A 20,830-nucleotide genomic window follows, 5' to 3' on the forward strand; every position below is an offset into this window, starting at 1 on the left:
ATTTTTTCTTTTTATGTTATTTGACATTTGCCAAAAATTTTTGAAATAAATTTTCTCTTTTTAAGATAGTTTCTATGAACTCCCTTACAGCACCTTCTCCACCATTTTTCGTAGAAATAAAATCAGCAATTATTTTTGCCTCATTTACTCCATCTAGGGGTGTTCCTGAAAAACCAGATTTTTTCATGATTTTTATATCATTCAGATCATCACCCATATAGGCAATTTCTTCTTTTTGAAGACCTGATATTTGCATTATTTCATCTAGAATAACAGTTTTTTCTGAAATACCTTGATATAGGTATTTTATGTTTAATTTTTTGGCACGCTTTTTTAACAGTTCAGATTCTGCACCTGTAATAATTCCAAATTCAATGCCTAATTTTTGAGCATTTAAAATAGCGTAACCGTCTTTTACATTGAATTTCTTTAATTCTTCTCCGCTATTTCCAAGGTAGATACCGCCATCAGTAAGTGTTCCATCTACATCCAGTAAAATTAATTTTATCATTTTTTCTCCATTTTTTATTTTACAGTTTACTAGTATTATACCATAATATATATTTATTATTCAAATTTATTTTTTAAATCACGATAAATGGATAAAAAAAATAAATAAAAAAGGGTACAATATTATTTTTTCTATATATTAATTATAGAATAGAGAAAACTTTCAAAAATTAGGATAATTTTAATTAAGAAAATAACAAGAATAAAAAAAATTGTAAAAAAAAATTTGATATAATATTAGTGAAAGATAAGGGTAAAATGAAGATAAAATTAATTTTGTTGAAAAAATTAGATTTATTGGAGAATTTGTGGTATTATAGACAAATAAGGAGTATGTAGGTTAAGAAATAAAATTTTTTAAAAGAGGAAATTTATAGATGACTAATAAAGAAAAAGAAATTAAAGAGGCTAGGATAAAAGAATTGCTTGTGAAAAGGGAAGAGTACGTAAATAATGGAGAAATTGAGAAGGAAATTGTGGCTTTGAGAGAATTGAAGGTATTGTTTAGAAGAGTGTATGGAGATGAAAGTAATGAGAATATAAAGGTTTTGACGGAACTGGGAAATGCTTTGAAATATGTTGGAAAATTTGAGGAATCATTAAGGCTATTATCTAAAGTAGAAAATATAGTTTTAAAAAAATATGGGGAAAATAGTCTTGCGTTTGTTACTTGTAGTGCAAATTTGGCAGAAGTCTACAGAATTATGAAAAAATATGACAAGGTAGAAGAAAAATATTCTAAGGCGATAAAAATCTACAAAAAAAATAATTTTAAGAATGGATATGTTTTTTCAGGTATTTGTAATAATTTGGGATTATTTTGTGAAGAAAATGGACATTATGAGGATTCAATAAAATGGCAACAAAGAAGTTTGGAAATATTGGAAAATTTTCAGAATAACGATGTACAGAAAGCAATAATACTAAGTAATATGGTAAAATCGTATATCAAACTTGATGAAAAAAAATTGGCAAAAAACATGATGGAAAAATCATTGGAAATATTAAGCAACGAAGTTGGGGAAAATTCGAATCTTTATTTGAATATAATTAATAATTTAGCAAATGTCTACTTTGAAAGCAACAGTTATAAAATAGCGTTAATATTACTGGAAAAATGTGAACATATATGTAAAATTATCTTGGGAACTGAAAATGAAAATTATAAAAATATTTTAGAAAAAATTTCAATTGTAAAGAAAAAAATTGAAAAACATAAGATGGAACAATATGTTTGGAAGGATCAAATTGTAAAAAAAATAAAAAATTAAAAAAGGAATTTGGAAGCATTATGGATAAATTGGAAGATTTTTTAAAATATTCTGTGCTTTTTTCTTATTATAGTGAACTTTTTCCTAAAAAGAAGAGGCAATATCTGGAACTTTATCTAGAGGAAAATAGTTCTCTTTCAGAAATTGCTGAACAGTACGGAGTTACAAGGCAGGCTGTTTTTGATAACATAAAAAAAGGTGTTCAGAAACTAGATGAGTATGAGAGTAAACTTGGAATATTTGAAAAAGAAAAAGAACTGAAGGGGAAACTTGAGTATTTAAGAAAAAATTTTACTATGGAGAATTTGGAAAAAATAATACAGGATTTTGATTATACAGAATAGTTTTAATATTGAGAAAAATGAAAAAAGTTTACTATTGACAAATAAAAAAATTGGGGTATAATGGTTATGTAAAGAATATGTGAAGTTATAGGATATAGTTATTACTATTTGGATTAGACAAAACTGAAATGGCGGGAAATGCTTCTGATTAATGTTTTCCCCCTTTGGTTTTGCCTTTTTTATTTAATAAGAAGGTGAAGGATGATTATTAGTAAACTGGAAAAAAAGGAGAATTTTACAAATAATGAAAATGAAATAGCAGATTACATTTTAAAACACTTGGATGAGGTACATTTGCTGTCAGCGGAGAGTTTAGCTAAAAAGGCGTTTGTGAGTAAGGCTACTATTGTGAGATTTTGTAGAAAACTAGGGGTTAAAGGGTATAGGGATTTTCAGAGAAGTTTGGATAAAGAAGTCGAGGAAATGTTGAAAATAAAGGGACTACTTAGTGAAGAACCTGTAAACAGTGAAACAAAATATGATGAAATTATCTCAATTATTCCATCGCTTTATGAAAGAGTTATTGGGGCTACAAAACTTAATTTGGATACACCTGTTGTGGAAAAAATTATTGAAAAACTTAAAAATGTTAAGAAAATTGAGATTTATGGAACTGGAATTTCATATATATTAGCAAAATTGGCTTCATTTAAATTTATGACGCTTGGAATAGAGAGTGCGGCTTATGATGGTCTTAATGAGCATTATGTAATTTCTACGGAAAAAGGGGAAAAAGACATGGCTCTTATTATCTCGCTTTCAGGGAATAATCCCTATATGATTAGAATTGCGGAATATTTGAAAAAAAGGAATGTATTTGTCGTAGGAATTGGGAATGGATCATCTGAAGAAATAAAAAAAGCATGTTCGGAATATATTGAAATACATGCTCCAAATTATATTTTGAGTTTTGAGATGGTGTCTCTATTTACTGGGATTAATTATGTGCTGGACATATTTTTCACTTCGCTTTTAGTGTCGAATTACTACAAAAATATAAATACTTCACTGGAAGTCAGTAAAAATTATGAGACAAATGAACCGAAAGTATCAAAAAAATAATTACAATAGACATAATTTTGAAACAATGGGGAAAATTGATAAATGCTCTTGTTTTTGTAAGATTTTAGTGTTATATTTTTAATGTAAAGGAAATTATTAAAAATATTAAATGCGAAAATTTTTTAGGAGGAGATGGAAATGGGATTTAGAAAAGACTTTTTATGGGGCGGAGCTACTGCCGCAAATCAGCTTGAAGGAGCTTATGATGTGGATGGAAGAGGGCTTGCCAATGTAGATTTGTCGCCAGTTGGGGAAGACAGGCTTGCTGTGATTACTGGTGAGCGAAAAATGCTGGAATTTGACGATGAGCATTTTTATCCTGCTAAAGGGGCGATTGATTTTTATCATAGATACAAGGAAGATATTGCATTATTTGCAGAAATGGGATTTAAGACTTATAGAATGTCGATAGCATGGACTCGTATTTTCCCAAATGGAGATGAAGAAACTCCAAATGAAAAAGGGCTTGAATTTTATGAAAATGTATTTAAGGAATGTAGAAAATACGGTATTGAGCCATTAGTTACAATAACGCACTTTGATTTTCCTATTCACTTAATCAAAGAATATGGCGGATGGAGAAACAGAAAAGTTATTGATTTTTACAAAAGATTGTGTACTGTAATTTTCACTAGATATAAAGGGCTTGTAAAATATTGGATTACATTTAACGAAATTAATATTTTATTACACGCACCGTTTATGGGAGCAGGAATCGTTTTTGAAGAAGGGGAAAATAAAAATCAGGTTTTGTATACTGCGGCACACAATGAATTGGTAGCAAGTGCTTGGGCTACAAAGATTGGACATGAAATTGACCCTGAAAATAAAATTGGATGTATGCTTGCAGCTGGAAAATTTTATCCATTGACTTCAAAACCTGAAGATGTATGGACTGCACTTGAAAAAGACAGAGAAAATTATTTTTTCATAGATGTGCAGGCTCGTGGATATTATCCTGCCTATGCTAAGAAATTTTTTGAAAGAGAAAATATAAACATTGGAATTACAGATGAAGATGAGCAAATTTTGAGAGAAAATCCAGTTGATTTTGTTAGTTTTTCTTATTATACAACTCGTTGTATCTCTGCTGAAGCTGACAGGCTTGGAGAAGGAAACTTACTAAAAACAATGAGAAATCCATATATTGAAGTGACAGACTGGGGATGGGGATTAGATCCGTTAGGATTTAGAACGACAATAAACGAAATTTATGACAGATACCAAAAACCGTTATTTGTTGTGGAAAATGGGCTTGGAGCTGTGGATGTTCCAGATGCAGATGGATATGTGGAAGATGATTATAGAATTGGCTATTTAAGAGATCATATAAAGGCAATGAAGGAAGCGGTTGAACTGGATGGAGTAGAACTTCTAGGATATACAACTTGGGGACCTATCGACTTAGTAAGCGCGGGAACTGGAGAAATGAAAAAACGTTACGGATTTATCTATGTAGATAGAGATAACGATGGAAATGGAACATTGAAGAGAAGCAAGAAAAAATCATTTGACTGGTATAAAAAAGTTATCGCAAGTAATGGGGAAGATTTGGATTAGCATTTGAAATTATTTATTGAAAAAATTAGTAAAAAAATAAAGGGATTTTTAAAATAGCGAATCCCCTTTGCTTTTGTGTGAAACTTTTTATGCTAAACTCTATGTAAACAATGAATTTATTACAAATTTTTCTAATAAATGATATAAACCTAATGTTTTCAAGCGATTTAAGATATAAATTAATAGATTCTAGTACAAATAATCCGTCGGAGCATTTTTCTATACTGGCAAAACTATTTGAGCATAGCGAGTTTTTTGTCAGTGTAGAAAAATGTCGTAGACTAGCCATAGGTTGTAGGATTTGCGGCAATGAGCAATTCTACAGAAATAAAAGATAAAAAAGTTAAATGATTATGGATTAGCTATTTAACAACCCTATTATAAAAATTTATTTTTATTTTTAAACAGGGGTTTAGTATTAAAATGAAACTGAGAAACTTAAATAAAATAAGAATTATAGAAAAAATAAAAATGTAAAGGGAGAATTGTTATGAGCACAGCTTATGGGAATAATAGATTTAGCAAGATAAGAATCTTTTCAGGAGCACAATTAAAATATATCGCTTTTTTATCAATGTTGATTGATCATGTGAATAAGGCTTTGATGTATCCTTTGCTAACAGAAAATGGATTTTTGAGATATGTGAGCGATGTATTTGATATTTTGGGAAGAGTTGCATTTCCGATTTTTATGTTTTTTCTTGTGGAAGGCTTTTTTAAAACAGGAAATAGATTCAAATATCTTTTAAATTTGATTATTTTTGGAATTATTTCTGAAATCCCATTTGACTTGTTCCAGTCGGCAGTATTTTTTCAGCCAAATTCAAATAACGTAATGTTTACATTGGCTTTAGCATTAGCTATGATTTGGGTTATTGATGAATTGAAAGTGCCAAAATCATATATAATTCCCCCAGTATTATGGTTTCCTGTTTCAATAATAATCGTTATAACTGTTTGCCTGTTGTCGATGATTTGGGGATTGGACTATGAATATCACGGAATTTTGATTGCATATTTTTTCTATATATTTCGTAATAATCCAATATTATCAATTATAGGAGGATATCTTTCGATTTTTAAGACTCCGTGGGCTTTGCTAGGATTTGGCTTGACACTTACTTATAATGGGAAAAGAGGAAAACAGAATAAAATTTTGAATTATTTGTTTTATCCTGTACATTTATTAATTTTGGGGCTATTGAGACTATGTTTTAAAATAGGAATTTAGAATAGAGTCTGCGCGAAGGAACGATAATTAGCATGGTTCTGTTTGGACCTTTATTCAGAATATTTATGTTAAGAATTGAAAAAATCTATGAAAAGTGGGATTTAGTTAATGGAAAAGTCAAATTGAAAAAGAAATAGAAGGATTGAAATAAAAAATATTGAAAGGATTAATTATGAAAATAAATCACGTAGCAATTTATGTAAAAGATTTGAAAAAAACAAAGGAATTTTATGAGAAATATTTTGAAGCAAAGGCAAATGAGAAATATCATAATAAAAATACTGGATTACAGACTTATTTCCTAACTTTTCCCGATAGTGAAGTAAGGCTTGAAATAATGTCACGTCCTGAACTTTTGGAAAGAAATGATAAAATAATGAATGAAGGCTTTATCCATATTGCTTTTAGTGTTGGAAATAAAGAGAATGTCGATAAATTGACAAAAAGACTTGTAAATGATGGATTTAGATGCTTAAGTGGGCCTAGGACGACTGGAGACGGATATTATGAGAGCGTTGTTGAGGATTGTGAAGGTAATTTGATTGAAATAACGGAATGATAAAATATTTGTTTGCAAATTGAGAAAAAAGATTTGGAGAGTATAATTACTAAAAAGATACATAAAAATTTTCATATATTAAGGAGTGGTAATTATGTTTAAGAAATTAGAAAAAAATGGATTTTATTATGGATTTCCAGTATTACTGATGACTACAAAGGATAAAGAAACAGGTAAAAATAACGTAACTCCGTTATCGTCTTCATTTGTACTTGGAAAATCAATAGTTGTGGGAATAGGATTTGGAAATAAAGGATTTAAGAATATTGAAGCTGGATCGGATGTAACTTTTAATGTTCCAGATGAAAACTTGTACGAAAGTGTGAAAAAGATTGAAAAATTTACAGGCGATACAGAAATATCAGAAGTAAAGCAGAATCTTGGATATATATACTGTGAAGATAAGTTTAAAATTGCAGGATTTACTGAATTAGCTGGTGAAATGGTAAATTCTGTGAGAATAAAGGAGTGTCCAATTCACATAGAGGCAAAAGTTACAGATATTCAAAAAAAAGACTGGTTTGCCATAGTAACCTGTGAAATACAGGGGATTTTTGTTGATGAAAAAATAATGATGGATGATTCTCACATCGATACAAAGAAATGGAAACCATTAATTTATAAATTTAGGGAATATACTTCAACAGGCGATAGATTGGGATTGAATTTTAATTTTCAGGAAGTTTAAGAAGAATTTGGAAGTTATTAAAATCAAAGATTCTGTTGTTTTTCAAGAAAGGTTATTTTAAAAAATTGTTTTTTTGATAATTGTTTAAATTAAAAATTTTTAATACCATTGTAAATAAGACTTTCTATTGTCTCTATAAAATTTTGCAATGGTATTTTTCTTCCATCATTTATCCACTGTTTATAACTTCCTAGAATAGATGAAAATACAAATGATAAAATAATATTACGTAGATAAGGCTCTTTTTCTTTAAAAAATTCTGACTTTTCCCATGTTTTTTTAATAATATTGTTTATCATTTTTTGTAATACATAATCATTTTTTGAATCAATTATTATTTTGTCGTGAGCATTTCCATAAATTTCTGAAAAATCAATAAAAGTATTAATAATATTTTTTAAATCTTTAGGAAAAGCAAGCAAGGAAAATTTTTGTATATATTCGTTAGTAATTTTATCTTGTATTTCTAAAAATAAGTTATCAATAGACGAATAATAACGATAGAAAGTTTTTTTGCTAATTTCAGCTTTTTCAATTAATTCTTTTACAGTTATTTTTTCATAATCCTTTCCTTTAAAAAGTTCAATAAAGGACTTGTGAATATTCCTTATTGTTTTTTTTATTCTTATATCTTCATAATTAATCATAGTTTTACCAGTTTCCTTTCTAAAATAAACTCAAAAATAGTTAAAATTCAAATAATAAAAATTATATAAATTGATAATTTGTAATAGTTTTAAATTTTTTATGCTATAAGGAATTTTACAATGAAAAATACTAAAATGCAACTTTTTTGTACCAAAAGTGTCAAAAGATACTTTTAATAACTAAAAGTTTCTCAAAATAGAAATAAATATGTTAAACTTGTATAGTGAAATATAACAAGTGAAAGGATAAATATGGAAAATCAAATATTATTTACTCCGTTAAAATTAAAAAATGGAGCAGTTATAAAAAATCGTTTTTTAAAATCTGCAATGAGCGAGGGAATGGCAAATTCTAAAACTAATTCTCCAAATGAGTTGCATGTGAATTTATATAGAAAATGGGCAAACGGAGGGACAGGACTTCTGATAACGGGAAATGTTATGATAGATAGACAGGCTTTAGGCGAGCCAGGAAATGTAGTAATAGACGAAAGAGACATGGAAATGCTTAAAAAATGGGCAGAAGCAGGGAAAGAAAATAATACGCATATATGGATACAGATAAACCATCCAGGAAAACAGGCTCCTAAAAGTGTAGCAAAAGAATCTGTTGCACCAAGTGCGATAGAAATTCAAGGAGATTTGAAAAGTGGATTTGTAAAGCCAAGGGAACTTACAAAAGATGAAATAAAAAATTTGATAAAACGTTTTGGAAAAGCAGCGGAAATTGCTAAAAAATCAGGTTTTACAGGAGTTCAAATACATGGAGCGCACGGATATTTAATAAGCCAGTTTTTATCATCTGCAGATAATGTGAGAAACGATGAATATGGCGGAAGCATAGAAAATAGAATGAGATTTTTAGTTGATGTATATAATGAAATGAGAGAAAAAGTAGGAAAAGAATTTCCGATAGGATTAAAAATAAATTCATCAGATTTTAGTAACAATGGATTTACAGAAGAGGAGTCTATTATTGTTATAAAAAAAATGTCCGAAATAGGAGTAGATCTTATAGAAATATCAGGCGGAAATTATGAAAATTCTAAAATGCTTTCTGAAAGAGGGGATAATGAAAAGGTATTTTTTATAGATTATGCTAAAAAAGTATTGTCGTTAATAGATACGCCTATAGTAGTTACAGGAGGTTTTAAAAAGGTAGAAACTATGCAAAAAGCTATCAAAAAAGAAAAAATATCCATGATAGGAATTGCAAGACCCATAGTAATATATCCAAATTTGCCTAATGAAATCAAAGAAGGGAATATCTCCTCAGTATCTTTAGAAAGATTAACAACTGGATTTAAAGGATTGGATAAAAAATTAGGAGGTCTTATAGGATTAAGCTATTATGAGCAGCAAATACGAAGACTTGCACAGAATAAACCTGTAAAAATTCATAGAAATGCCTGGAGTCCGCTATTATTTACAATATTGTATCATGGAAAGAATGCGTTAAAACCTAGGCGAAGATAAGTTTAGTTAAATTAAATAAAGGTCGTTAAATTTTACCAGAATCTTTAACCTCATAGTATAAATATATCTATGGGGGGTTTTTATATTAAAGTAAAAAAAGAATTTGGGAAATAAAAGAGAAGTGTGTTAAAATAAGAATAGAAAGATATGAGGCTGGGAAAGGTGAGTTTACAAAATATGAAAAATTATAAAGAATTAGAAAAAATATTATTTTCAATGGATGGAAAAAGTTATTCGGTGTACAAGTCACTTAAAGGGGAATATAAATTTGAAAAGTATATTCTTGCGATTGATCATGTGCAGTCGGATCCTTATGCTCCGCCTTCAAAAATGAGGGTTATAATGGATAGGAAAATTTGTGGGATTCCTTGTGAGCTGACGGATACGAAGGATAAGAATATTGCAGTTTCGGATTTTCTTACGAGAAATTTTTACAGGGAAATTCAGAAAATTGGAAATGACAGTACGGGAACTGGAGGAAGTGGAAGAATTTTTATTGATAGGTGCGGACAGGAAATTTTGGAAAGAACTTCAGTTCTGATAAAGAGAGATAAAGTTGAAGTGAGGTTTGAAATGGGGATGCCTGCGAGAGGTAGACGGATAATGTTAAAAGCTGCACAGAAGATTATTTTTGAGCAGTTGCCTGAAATTGTAGAAAAATCCATTATTTATGATAATTTGAATAAAAAAGCGTTAAATGAGCAGGTAATTCTAGTGCTGGATCAGGAATATGCGAGAAAAATGTTGAAGGAAAAAGGGCTTGTTGCATTTGTGGCTAATGATTCTGTCCTTCCTCGTGAAAGTGGAGTTTCGGATAGACCTATGAAAAATGCAGTTAAGTTTAAAAGTCCAGAAAAATTTGAGATTACATTAAAGCTTCCAAGCGGGAAAGAAGTAAGTGGAATGGGGATTCCAAAAGGAATTACGCTAATTGTGGGTGGAGGTTATCACGGTAAATCCACGTTGCTTGCGGCACTTGAAAGAGGGGTTTACAATCACATTGCTCAAGATGGGCGTGAATTTATAATTTCTGAATCGGATGCGGTAAAAATACGTGCGGAAGATGGAAGAAATGTGGAAAAGGTTAATATAAGCGGATTTATCAATAACTTGCCACAAAATAAGGATACAAAGGCTTTTTCGACTGAAAATGCGAGTGGAAGCACATCGCAGGCGGCAAATGTGGCAGAAGCGCTGGAATATGGGACTTCTTTACTTCTAATAGATGAGGACACTTCGGCTACAAATTTTATGATTCGTGACGGAAGAATGCAAAAACTTGTGGCAAAGGAAAAAGAGCCGATAACACCGTTTATTGACAGGGTAAAGGAACTTTATGACGATTTTGGAGTTTCTACGATATTGATTGTCGGTGGCTCTGGAGATTATTTTGATGTGGCAAATCACGTTATAATGATGGATGAATATGTTCCAAAAGATGTGACAGAAAAAGCAAAAGAGATTGCAAAATCGGATGAAAACAAGAGAGAATTTTCTTCAAATGATAAATTTAAAGGAGTTACACAGCGAATACCACTCAAAAAAAGTTTTTCACAATCTGGAAAACTGGATAAAACAAAAGCCAAAGGGAAATACAGCATTCTATATGGAAAAGAATTAATTGATATTTCAGGGATGGAGCAACTTGTGGATGACAGCCAGACAAACTGCATTGCTTTAATGGTTGACTATTTTAAAAATAAAGTGCTGGATGAAAAACTCACGCTTTCGCAAGTGGCTGACAGGATCTATGAAAAAATTGAAAAGGAAGGGCTTGACTCGATTTCTTCATACACAGGGCATCCAGGAAATTTGGCATTGCCTAGAAAGCAGGAATTTTGTGGGGCGGTGAATAGATATAGGAAGTTGAAAATAAAATAATCTTTTTATAAATGATAAAGGGAAGAATTTATTTGAATGGATTGCAAAGCAACGTTTGAAAAGGTAAAAATTTTAGATTACTAGAGATATTAAAATGAAATAGTAAAAGACTTGTTTGGAGTAGTAAACTTTGAGTTTAGTCTTTTTTGTTTTTTCTATAATTTTTATATTTTATTTTTGGTATATTGTAGTAAATCTATTAGGAGATGTTGGAAATTATGGGTAAAGATAGTATGGATAGAATGATGGATATTTATGAAATGATGAAAAATGTTAGAAGAATTTCGTTTCAGGCGAAGAGTTTGGAAGGGTCTTCAACAGGCTGGAATTATGTTGGTAAAGGGAATGTTGTGGTTAGAGAAGGCGACGACAGGTTGTATTTTATTGAAGAAATTATTCTTGATAATGATATTAGGTATAATGATAGAAAATTATGGGAATTTAAAGAAGATTGTATTGGATTTTATAGGTTTCGAAATGGGGATTATGAGAAGATATTTGAATTTCTATTTTGTAATGGGGAATTTATGATGAAAAAAGAGTATTTGTGCAGTCCTGATTTATATTATGGAGAAATGAAGATTTTGGATAATAGAATTTGTCTGCTGATAAAAGTAAAGGGAGAAAAGAAGAATGAAGTTTTGGAATACACATACTTAACATAAAAATTTAATATAAATTCAGAATTTTTGGAAAGTGTTGAAACAGAGTGTATTTAGTATACTTGATACTAACATTTAAATAACTAATTTATTAAAAATATTTTTAACAAGAAATTAAAATATAGTTTTTGGTTATTGAACTAATTACAGGGTTAAAATCTAGAATTTAGATTAGAGCATGTCTGAAAACTCTCAAAATAATGAATTTTTAACAAATTTTTCTAAAATCAAAAATAATAAATATTGATTTTATGGTACTTTGTACAAATTCTAAAATCAAAAAAATATTAAAAATAATATAGATTTTAAGTTTTCAGACACAGCCTATTTTTAAATATTATACTTATTTGAAAATTATATGGATTTATAGTTAGTTCACTTGAAAATTGGAGTAAAAAGATCTTGAAATATTGAAATAAAGTAGCTTAATTCTGAAAAATAACCGCTATCTTTTACAACAACGGTTATCTAAAAATTCTAATTTTCTTCTTTCAAATTATATTTCTTTACATAATCTTCCATCATTTTCACTGCTATTGGCCTGTTAGATCTTCTGGCAAATTCAATTACTGTTAATCCCCATTTATCCTTTACTAAAAGAGGAAGTCCTGGTTGAGAAAATATTAGCTGATATAGTGGTAACATTTCCATTTCAGGAGCACCAATATTAAATAATTCCTTGAAAGAAACCATTTTCTCTTTCTTATATATTGTTGTTATATCCGCGCCTTTTTCCAATAATGTTTTACATAATATTGTTGTTTTTACTATATCTGTCCAACCATATGAGAATAACGGGAAAAATAAACTTATCCCATCTTCTGTTACTGCTTTAACATCAGCTCCTTTATTTATTAAAAAATTAGTAATTTCATAACGTGCAATGCTATTAGTATTTGCCAATGCATCAAATAAGATGCTATCTCCTGATGCATCTCCAATTTTTTCATCTCCTTTTTTGAATATTTCTATAACATCCTTTAATGTTCCAAATCTTACTGCTGCCCATATTGTTTTATATTTTGACATTTTGATATCCCCATCCTATTATTTTATAGGTATTTTCATTTGTTGTTTTTGAATTATATTTTGTATATTATTTATATAATCTGGCTTATATTCTAATAATGGTACTGTTTTGTATTCTTTTCTACATCTTGCTTTAAACCTCCATTTATAAGCAACTTTCACTTTTTCTGTTCAGATTATTAAATATTTCTATAACTATATTTTAACAGACAGATTTCTTTTTAGCCATAACAAAAACCTCCAAATATTATACAGTTATTTTACCATATATTATTTAGAGGTTTACACAAAAATTTTTACACACCCATTCTAATATATACTTTTATAACAATGATTATTAAGTACTTTAATTTTCTTCTTTCAAGTTATATTTTTTTACATAGTCTTCCATCATGTGTACTGCTATTGGTCTATTAAACCTTCTCGCAAATTCAATTACTGTTAATCCCCATTTATCCTTTACTAAAAGAGGAAGTCCTGGTTGAGAAAATATCAGTTGGTATAACGGTAACATTTCTATTTCAGGAGTGCCGATATTAAATAATCCTTTGAATGAAACCGTTTTCTCTTTCTTATAAATTGTTGTTATATCTGCCCCTTTTTCCAATAATGTTTTACACAATATTGTCATTTTTATTATATCTCGTCGTCCGTAATAAAATAATGGAAAGAACAAACTCATCCCATCTTCTGTTACTACTTTAACATCAGCTCCTTTATTTATTAAAAAATTAGTAATTTCATAACGTGCAATGCTATTAGTATTTGCCAATGCATCAAATAAGATGCTATCTCCTGATGCATCTCCAATTTTTTCATCTCCTTTTTTGAATATTTCTATAACATCTTTTAATGTTCCAAATCTTACTGCTTCCCAAATTGTTGTATATTCTGACATTTTTATCTCCTTTTTTAATTTTAATGCTTCATTTTTGTTTTTAAAAATATTTAAAATTTAAAGTTGTTTTTATTTTTATTCTAGTATTCTTAATAATTGCCTTTCAGCACTTCTACTAGCACACATCTATTTTCTATATTCTTTTCAGGATACTTGTCTATATTTTTTAATATATTTTTCTTTTCTTTTTCTGGTACTGAAATATATTTTATTTTTGCTTCCTTATCAATTCCAAATGCTATTCCAAATAACTTTCTTTTTGTATAGAACCATTTTTTTCCAACTATTTCATAAGCATAATCTCTAGCTTCTCTTAATGAAGCAAAAAATTCATCTTGATTAGCAATTTCTCGCATTTTTCCATTTTCATCATCTATATAAAATTTTATTTTCCTTTCTTTAAAAATCTTATAATTTTTTTCGTAGTATTCTTTTCTGTTTGCCATATAGCGATTATTTGGACAATTGGATACATTTATTCTTGCCTTGTTTAAACGATTTCTATAAAATAGACCAATAGCAACTATAAAAGTAAATAACAATGATAATTTGAAAAACTTATTCATAGTTGATCTCCTTTCTTTACTTTATTCGTATTTTCAAATTATATTTTCTATATTATTTATATAATCTAGTTTAGATTTTAATACAGGAAAATTTTTAGTAAAATTACTCTTTTTTAGAAGTTCTTTTTATAAAAGAATTTAGATAGCGGTTATTTTTTTTTCTGCTATAAATCATTATTCGAGAATAATTTCTTTTTTTCTTTATGTTAGAAAATCTGTCTATCTTGTTTAATATTATGTAGCGTTTAATTAATTTTAGAATGTTAAATAACTCTGTTAGTATTGGGAGCAGGAGTATTATAAAAATTAGCAAGTATGATTTTGAAAAATAGGATACGAGGACGTTTATTATGTCGTAGCCTTTTTTTAGATTTTTGTCAAAAAATAGACTAAAGATAAAATCTCTTATTAGTAGCGTTTGAATCAAGGCTATTGGAAACATTAGCAGTTTTATTGTTCTGAGGATTGAAAAAACAGATTTTTTTATTGTTAGAGTATTTTTTTCATTTAGCATTAATTTGGATACTATTTTTTCTTTTTCTTCAAATGGAAAATTGTAGTATTCGTATTCTATCAAAATAAAAATTATTAAAAATGTAAACAAAAAATTATTTATAATTTTTTTGATATTTAAACTAGTTCCCATCACACCAAAATCACTAATTTTTTTACTTTCATCCCGTAATTCAAAATTATTGTTTAATATTAAAGTTTCACCAGTTTCCAGCTTAATTATTTTTCCATATACTTCTCCTTCGATGATTTTTTTATTTTTTAGTTTTATTTTTACGGTATCCCAGTTGAAATAAATTATCTTTCCTTTTAGCCATATTGTTTCATTTTTTTCATTTATAAAAGATAAATTTACATTGTTATTGTCGTCAATTACTGTATCTGTGATATTTATATTTCCCTTTTGAGAGTTTTCGTAAGTAAGAATTTTTAAATTTTTATCTACTTTCCATTTTGTTTTTCCATCTTTGTTTACAATTTCGAGAGTGCTGTTTTTTAACTCGTCTATTGAATTTATTTCTGCGTTTTTTATTAGAATGGATTTTTTATTTAATATTTCAAGTTCGTTTTTGTAAGAATTAAGGAAGTAGCCTACTCCAAAGAAAATTAAAGCCATTGGAAGAATTTTTTTAATACTATAGTCGTAAAAATAAGCAGTAAAAATTTTCTTTTTAATAATAAAAGTTATAAGCATTGACAAAAACGATAGTATTATTATAATAACAGCTGAAGCATATATAAAGTAGTTGTATCCTTTTAGATTTAACGCAAGATTTAAAAATGAAATATAAAATAGGACTATTAGCAGAAACCTTAAAACATATCTATTTACATTTATAATTTGTATTTTGCCATTTTTTATATTTTGAATTTTTTCCAATTGCTTATTTATTTTAGTTTTATTTGTATTTTTTAATTTTAGCTGATTATTTAGCAAGGTTGATTTTTTATTTAGTTCATTTAATAATTTTGGTTCATTTTCCAGTTCTTTTTTTCTTTTTTGTATAAAAAATTTTTTGAAAAATTCGATAATTTCTATTTTACTTTTAAATAGTTCTTTCATAAGTTACCTCTCCTGCTATTAAATTTTGTTTTGTTATTATAGCATATATTGTACTACTTTTTCTATATATTCATTATAGAATAAGGAATAGTTATTATAGCTTAAAATATATATCTTTTTGAAATAGAGGTTGCTTTTTATTAAAAATGGAAATATAATAATATTGAAAATAAGAGAAAAATACGGATAATTAGATAGATGGAGGGATATTGTATGGCAAACTTGAAATTTCCAGATAATTTTTGGTGGGGATCGGCTACTTCTGGACCGCAGAGTGAAGGAAGATTTAATAAAAAGAATAGAAATATATTTGATTACTGGTTTGATACGGATAAGAAGGCGTTTTTTGGTGGTGTAGGGCCTGATGTGGCTTCAAATTTTTATAACAGCTTTAGGGAAGATATAAAATTGTATAAGGAAATAGGGCTTAATTCACTAAGAACATCGATTCAATGGACACGGCTCATAAAGAATTTTGAAACTGGGGAAGTTGATGAGGATGGAGTGAGATTTTATACAGAGGTTATAGAGGAATTTGAGAAAAATGGGATTACTCTTGTAATGAACTTGTTCCATTTTGATATGCCAATAGAATTGCAGGAAAAATATGGTGGCTGGGAATCAAAGCATGTGGTTGAATTGTTTGTAAAATATGCCAGAAAAGCATTTGAGCTGTTTGGGGATAAGGTGAAATACTGGACGACTTTTAATGAGCCGATAGTGCCTGTGGAAGCACAGTACATGTATCAATTCCATTATCCGCTTATTGTAGATGTGAAAAAAGCTATGCAGGTTTTATATAATACAGCACTCGCTTCAGCAAAGGCAATTGAAGAATTTAGAAAAACAGAGCTGCTGAAAAAAGATGGGGAAATAGGAATAATTTTGAATTTAACGCCATCGTATCCAAGGAGTGAAAATGAAGAGGACATAAAAGCTGCCAAAATATCAGATGCTTTTTTTAACAATTCATTTCTTGATCCTGCGATTTATGGTAAATTTCCTGAATTATTGATAGAAATACTGGAAAAGGACGGAGCCTTGTGGGAAAGTACAGAAGAGGAACTAAAAATTATTGCAGAAAATACAGTTGACTTTTTAGGAGTGAATTATTATCAGCCAAGAAGAATAAAGGCTCGAGAAACAGAATTTGATATTTCTAAAAATGGCTGGTTGCCTGATAAATATTTTGAAAATTATGATATGCCGGGGAAAAGAATGAATATTTACAGAGGATGGGAAATTTATCCACAGGCAATTTATGATATTGCTAAAAATATTCAGGATAACTATAAAAATATAAAATGGTTTATTTCAGAAAATGGAATGGGAGTTGAAGGAGAAGAAAAATTTAAAAATGAAGAGGGGATAATTGAAGATGATTACAGAATAGATTTTTTTAGGGAACATCTGACACATCTTCATAGAGCAATAGAAGAAGGCTCAAACTGTTTTGGCTATCACACTTGGACACCGATAGACTGCTGGTCTTGGACAAATGCCTACAAGAATAGATACGGATTTATCTCGGTAGATTTGCCAACACAAATAAAAACGATAAAAAAATCAGGATACTGGATAAAGAAAGTTTCTGAAACTAACGAAATTGATGGTTGGGATATTAAAAAAAATTAATAAATATTTAGATACTTATGGTAAAATTACTTTAAAAATATACTTAAAAATTGAGGTTATTTTGCTGAAATTTTAGGTTTATATAATTTTTCCAGCTTGACTCTAAGCGGATTTGTGCATAAGATAAATTCTTTTAGAAAAATTTGAAAAAAAAATAAAAATATATTGAAAAAATGCTCTTCAAATGATATAATTTTATAATGCGAATAATTGTGAAAAAAGTATTAAATTAGATAGGAATCTGGAGAAATTTTATGAATAAAGCTGAAGTGTTTCAAAGCTTCTTTAATAAGCAAAAAATATCAGATTTTGAGATAAATAATATTTCGATTAATTCGAAAGAAATTGATAAAAATGATGTTTTTATTGCCATTAGAGGTGGGAACAATTTTGTTAATGAAGCGTTGGAAAAAGGTGCTTTTGCTGTTTACGACAGTAAAACTTTAAAAATAGATGAAAAATATCCTAATCGTGCATTTTTTGTAAATGACAGTATTGAATTTTTACAAAATTTTGCTAGGGAATGGCGAAAAAATTTAGATATAAAAGTAATTGGAATTACAGGAAGTAATGGGAAAACCACTGTAAAGGACATGATTTACCATTTGCTTTCACAAAAATATAAAGGAAAAAAGACTGAAGGGAATTACAATAATCATATTGGATTGCCCTTCACTTTGTTGCGTGCTGAAGAAGATGACAAATTTATTATTTTGGAAATGGGAATGAGCGGCTTTGGGGAAATTGATCTGCTGGGACAGATTGCACTGCCTGATATTAATGTTATTACCAACATTGGTGAATCACATCTGGAATTTCTGAAAACGAAGGAAAATGTATTTTTGGCAAAAAAGGAGATTATTCCTTATATTAAAAATACACTTGTAATCAATGGAGATGATGAATATTTAAAAAATGTAAAAGCTGAAAATATTGAAGTTGTAAAGGCTTTGAATCTAGGAAATAATGAGTTTAGGGAGAAGACGTCTGATTTTTATTATGGGGACGTTCATTTTAACGAAAATGGAACTGATTTTTTTCTGAAATATTTTGGAAAAATTTGCCAAAGTACAGTTGAGAGAAATTATAAGACGAATGTTCTAGGAGAACATAATGTATTAAACTTAGTTATGGCAATCGCTGTGGCTAAACAATTCGGAATGGAAGATAAAATAATCAGTGAAGCTGTGAAAAATATTGGCTTGACTGGAATGCGGTTTCAAATAATTGAAAACGGCGATACAACATATATTAACGATGCCTATAATGCAAGTCCAATGTCTATGGAGAAATCACTTGAAACATTTTCCCAAATATATAACGACAGACTGAAAATAATGGTTCTAGGAGATATGCTGGAACTAGGAGAAAATGAACTGGAACTTCATAGTAATCTTTTTAATACAATAAAAAATACAAAATTTGACAAACTTTATTTATTTGGAGAAAGGATGAGAAGCCTATTCGAAAAAATAAAGGAAAATGTGGACAATGAAAATTTAAAAAACAAGGAATTTGGACATTTTGATGAAAAAGAAGAAATAAAAGAAAAAATAAGACAGATTTCTGAACAAAAGGCAGTGCTGTTAAAAGCATCACGAGGAATGAGATTAGAAGAAATCATAGAAAAATAAATATTATAAACAAAGAAAGGAGAAGAGTTTTTTATTACTGTATAATTTGTTTAAATATGGATTGTTGGGTAAAAAAACTCTATAATAAAGAATGTTATATTTACTGCAAGAGTTATTTATCAATAACTGGAGAGTTTTACGTATTTTTAAATCAATAATGTTAAGAGCGTCTGTGGCGTTTATGATTGCGTTTCTGTTTATGTTAATTTTAGGAAAACCGTTTATTGCTTGGCTTAAAAAGAAAAAATATGGAGATACAGCAAGAGAAGAAGGGCCTAAATCACATTTTGACAAGTCTGGAACGCCTACAATGGGAGGACTTCTAATAATTGGTGCAATTTTATTTGCAACTGCTATCGCTGGTAATTTTACAAATAAATTCGTTGTGTTTTTGTTTGTAATTACAATTTTATTTACAACAATTGGATTTTATGATGACTATTTAAAATTGACAAAGCACAAAAAAGGGCTTTCTGGGAAGAAAAAAATATTAGGACAACTAATAATCACAGCATTAACATTTGGATTCGTATATAAATTCGGACTTGTAAGTAAAACTATCGATTTTTCAATAATAAATCCGTTAATTAAAAATTCATATTTATATATAACTCCAATCTTGTTCTTTATTTTTGTGGCATTTGTAATAATCGGTTCTTCAAATGCGGTAAATTTGACAGATGGACTGGATGGGCTTGTGAGCGGACCTACAATTGTAGTAAGTATTACGCTTTTAATTATTACTTATTTAACTGGAAATGTAAAATATGCAAAATACCTAAATCTTTATTACGTTCCGCAGGCAGCTGAAATGATAGTTTATTTAGCCTCAGTAATCGGAGCTTTAATCGGTTTCTTATGGTATAATTTCTATCCAGCACAAGTGTTTATGGGAGATACAGGTTCTTTAACATTGGGTGGAATTTTAGGAATTATTGTTATTTTTATAAAGCAAGAGCTGTTATTGCCGATTGCTGGATTTATATTTATTATGGAAGCCTTGTCAGTTATGATTCAAGTCTGGCACTTTAAAACTTTTGGAAAACGGGTGTTCAAAATGGCACCAATACATCACCACTTTGAACTGCTAGGATTGCCTGAAACAAAAGTTACAATAAGATTTTGGATTGTTTCAATAATGACATGTCTATTAACATTTGTAATTTTGAAATTAAGATAAATAAAGCGGGGGATTTTTCCCCTGCAAACTAATTTGAATTTTATCTTTGAGTATTTAACTAAGTAATTTTTTTACAAAAGTAAATTATTGTTAATAAATATTATTTTTTATTTCAATGCAAAGGAGAACAGAATATTACAAAGCAAAATTTCGTTGGAAGAAAAATAGCTGTTTGAGCTTTTGAATTAAACTTTGAATTAAATAAAATTATTTATATTGAAATAGCCTGTATTTAAAAGCGAGTTCTATTTTTCTTTTATAAGAAAGTTTTGCGTTAAGCGGGGATGTAAGGGCATGGCGTTTGATGCCCTTACGTTAAAAAAATTAAAATATATAAATAATAAAAAAGTTATTAATAAACATTTGTAAAATAGAAAAACTGTTTAGTTAAATACTTAGGAGTAATTAACATTTATGAAAT

At 28.7% G+C, this 20,830-nt stretch carries 19 protein-coding genes; 13 read left to right on the forward strand and 6 right to left on the reverse strand.

Going from position 1 to position 20,830, the window contains the following annotated elements; translation table 11 throughout:
• Positions 1-16: 16 nt before the first annotated feature.
• Positions 17-511 carry a KdsC family phosphatase gene (locus tag AB8B23_RS00375; RefSeq protein ID WP_369712972.1) on the reverse strand — a complete coding sequence of 165 codons (495 nt, stop codon included), beginning with the start codon at positions 509-511 and terminating at the stop codon, positions 17-19.
• A 376-nt stretch (positions 512-887) separates the two neighbouring features.
• On the opposite strand from AB8B23_RS00375, the gene AB8B23_RS00380 reads away from it, so the two are divergent.
• The 7 genes from AB8B23_RS00380 to AB8B23_RS00410 all read left to right on the forward strand — a co-directional run bounded on the left by AB8B23_RS00380 (position 888) and on the right by AB8B23_RS00410 (position 7,225).
• On the forward strand, positions 888-1,781 hold the full coding sequence (locus AB8B23_RS00380; RefSeq protein WP_021744625.1) for a tetratricopeptide repeat protein: 894 nt from the start codon (positions 888-890) through the stop codon (positions 1,779-1,781).
• Positions 1,782-1,801: 20 nt separating this feature from the next.
• Positions 1,802-2,125 carry a YlxM family DNA-binding protein gene (gene ylxM, locus AB8B23_RS00385; RefSeq protein ID WP_039901428.1) on the forward strand — a complete coding sequence of 108 codons (324 nt, stop codon included), beginning with the start codon at positions 1,802-1,804 and terminating at the stop codon, positions 2,123-2,125.
• A 201-nt stretch (positions 2,126-2,326) separates the two neighbouring features.
• On the forward strand, positions 2,327-3,187 hold the full coding sequence (locus AB8B23_RS00390) for a MurR/RpiR family transcriptional regulator (protein ID WP_369712973.1): 861 nt from the start codon (positions 2,327-2,329) through the stop codon (positions 3,185-3,187).
• Between the two features lie 138 nt (positions 3,188-3,325).
• A complete protein-coding gene (locus AB8B23_RS00395) occupies positions 3,326-4,747 on the forward strand; it encodes a 6-phospho-beta-glucosidase (RefSeq protein WP_369712974.1) in 1,422 nt (473 codons plus the stop codon).
• Between the two features lie 490 nt (positions 4,748-5,237).
• A complete protein-coding gene (locus AB8B23_RS00400; RefSeq protein ID WP_369712975.1) occupies positions 5,238-5,978 on the forward strand; it encodes a TraX family protein in 741 nt (246 codons plus the stop codon).
• Between the two features lie 172 nt (positions 5,979-6,150).
• The gene (locus AB8B23_RS00405; protein ID WP_369712976.1) at positions 6,151-6,537 is read left to right on the forward strand and encodes a VOC family protein; all 387 of its coding nucleotides are present in this window, start codon (positions 6,151-6,153) and stop codon (positions 6,535-6,537) included.
• A 94-nt stretch (positions 6,538-6,631) separates the two neighbouring features.
• Positions 6,632-7,225 carry a flavin reductase family protein gene (locus AB8B23_RS00410; protein WP_369712977.1) on the forward strand — a complete coding sequence of 198 codons (594 nt, stop codon included), beginning with the start codon at positions 6,632-6,634 and terminating at the stop codon, positions 7,223-7,225.
• Positions 7,226-7,314: 89 nt separating this feature from the next.
• On the opposite strand, the gene AB8B23_RS00415 is transcribed toward AB8B23_RS00410, so the two are convergent.
• Entirely contained in the window at positions 7,315-7,872 is a 558-nt protein-coding gene (locus AB8B23_RS00415; RefSeq protein WP_369712978.1) for a TetR/AcrR family transcriptional regulator, read from the reverse strand.
• A gap of 252 nt (positions 7,873-8,124) precedes the next feature.
• On the opposite strand from AB8B23_RS00415, the gene AB8B23_RS00420 reads away from it, so the two are divergent.
• The 3 genes from AB8B23_RS00420 to AB8B23_RS00430 all read left to right on the forward strand — a co-directional run bounded on the left by AB8B23_RS00420 (position 8,125) and on the right by AB8B23_RS00430 (position 11,894).
• Entirely contained in the window at positions 8,125-9,348 is a 1,224-nt protein-coding gene (locus AB8B23_RS00420; RefSeq protein ID WP_369712979.1) for an NADH:flavin oxidoreductase/NADH oxidase family protein, read from the forward strand.
• Between the two features lie 177 nt (positions 9,349-9,525).
• The gene (locus AB8B23_RS00425; protein ID WP_369712980.1) at positions 9,526-11,229 is read left to right on the forward strand and encodes an ABC-ATPase domain-containing protein; all 1,704 of its coding nucleotides are present in this window, start codon (positions 9,526-9,528) and stop codon (positions 11,227-11,229) included.
• Between the two features lie 218 nt (positions 11,230-11,447).
• On the forward strand, positions 11,448-11,894 hold the full coding sequence (locus AB8B23_RS00430; protein ID WP_369712981.1) for a DUF6314 family protein: 447 nt from the start codon (positions 11,448-11,450) through the stop codon (positions 11,892-11,894).
• Positions 11,895-12,368: 474 nt separating this feature from the next.
• Here AB8B23_RS00430 and AB8B23_RS00435 read toward each other — a convergent pair whose 3' ends face one another.
• The 4 genes from AB8B23_RS00435 to AB8B23_RS00450 all read right to left on the reverse strand — a co-directional run bounded on the left by AB8B23_RS00435 (position 12,369) and on the right by AB8B23_RS00450 (position 15,960).
• Complete coding sequence (locus AB8B23_RS00435) at positions 12,369-12,920, reverse strand: ankyrin repeat domain-containing protein (RefSeq protein ID WP_369712982.1); 552 nt, start codon at positions 12,918-12,920, stop codon at positions 12,369-12,371.
• A gap of 346 nt (positions 12,921-13,266) precedes the next feature.
• Positions 13,267-13,818, reverse strand: coding sequence for an ankyrin repeat domain-containing protein (locus tag AB8B23_RS00440; protein WP_369712983.1), 552 nt, complete (start codon positions 13,816-13,818; stop codon positions 13,267-13,269).
• A gap of 89 nt (positions 13,819-13,907) precedes the next feature.
• The gene (locus tag AB8B23_RS00445) at positions 13,908-14,384 is read right to left on the reverse strand and encodes a phage head-tail adapter protein (RefSeq protein WP_369712984.1); all 477 of its coding nucleotides are present in this window, start codon (positions 14,382-14,384) and stop codon (positions 13,908-13,910) included.
• A 103-nt stretch (positions 14,385-14,487) separates the two neighbouring features.
• A complete protein-coding gene (locus AB8B23_RS00450) occupies positions 14,488-15,960 on the reverse strand; it encodes a hypothetical protein (protein WP_369712985.1) in 1,473 nt (490 codons plus the stop codon).
• A 213-nt stretch (positions 15,961-16,173) separates the two neighbouring features.
• On the opposite strand from AB8B23_RS00450, the gene AB8B23_RS00455 reads away from it, so the two are divergent.
• From AB8B23_RS00455 to mraY, 3 genes are all read left to right on the forward strand, one after another.
• Positions 16,174-17,595, forward strand: a complete 1,422-nt coding sequence (locus AB8B23_RS00455) for a glycoside hydrolase family 1 protein (RefSeq protein WP_369712986.1) — start codon at positions 16,174-16,176, stop codon at positions 17,593-17,595.
• A gap of 254 nt (positions 17,596-17,849) precedes the next feature.
• Positions 17,850-19,229, forward strand: a complete 1,380-nt coding sequence (locus AB8B23_RS00460; protein WP_369712987.1) for a UDP-N-acetylmuramoyl-tripeptide--D-alanyl-D-alanine ligase — start codon at positions 17,850-17,852, stop codon at positions 19,227-19,229.
• A 91-nt stretch (positions 19,230-19,320) separates the two neighbouring features.
• Entirely contained in the window at positions 19,321-20,409 is a 1,089-nt protein-coding gene (mraY, locus tag AB8B23_RS00465) for a phospho-N-acetylmuramoyl-pentapeptide-transferase (RefSeq protein WP_369712988.1), read from the forward strand.
• The last annotated feature ends 421 nt before the right edge of the window (positions 20,410-20,830 follow it).

Origin of the sequence: Leptotrichia sp. HSP-342, from assembly GCF_041199995.1 — a bacterium.
GTDB lineage: Bacteria > Fusobacteriota > Fusobacteriia > Fusobacteriales > Leptotrichiaceae > Leptotrichia > Leptotrichia mesophila.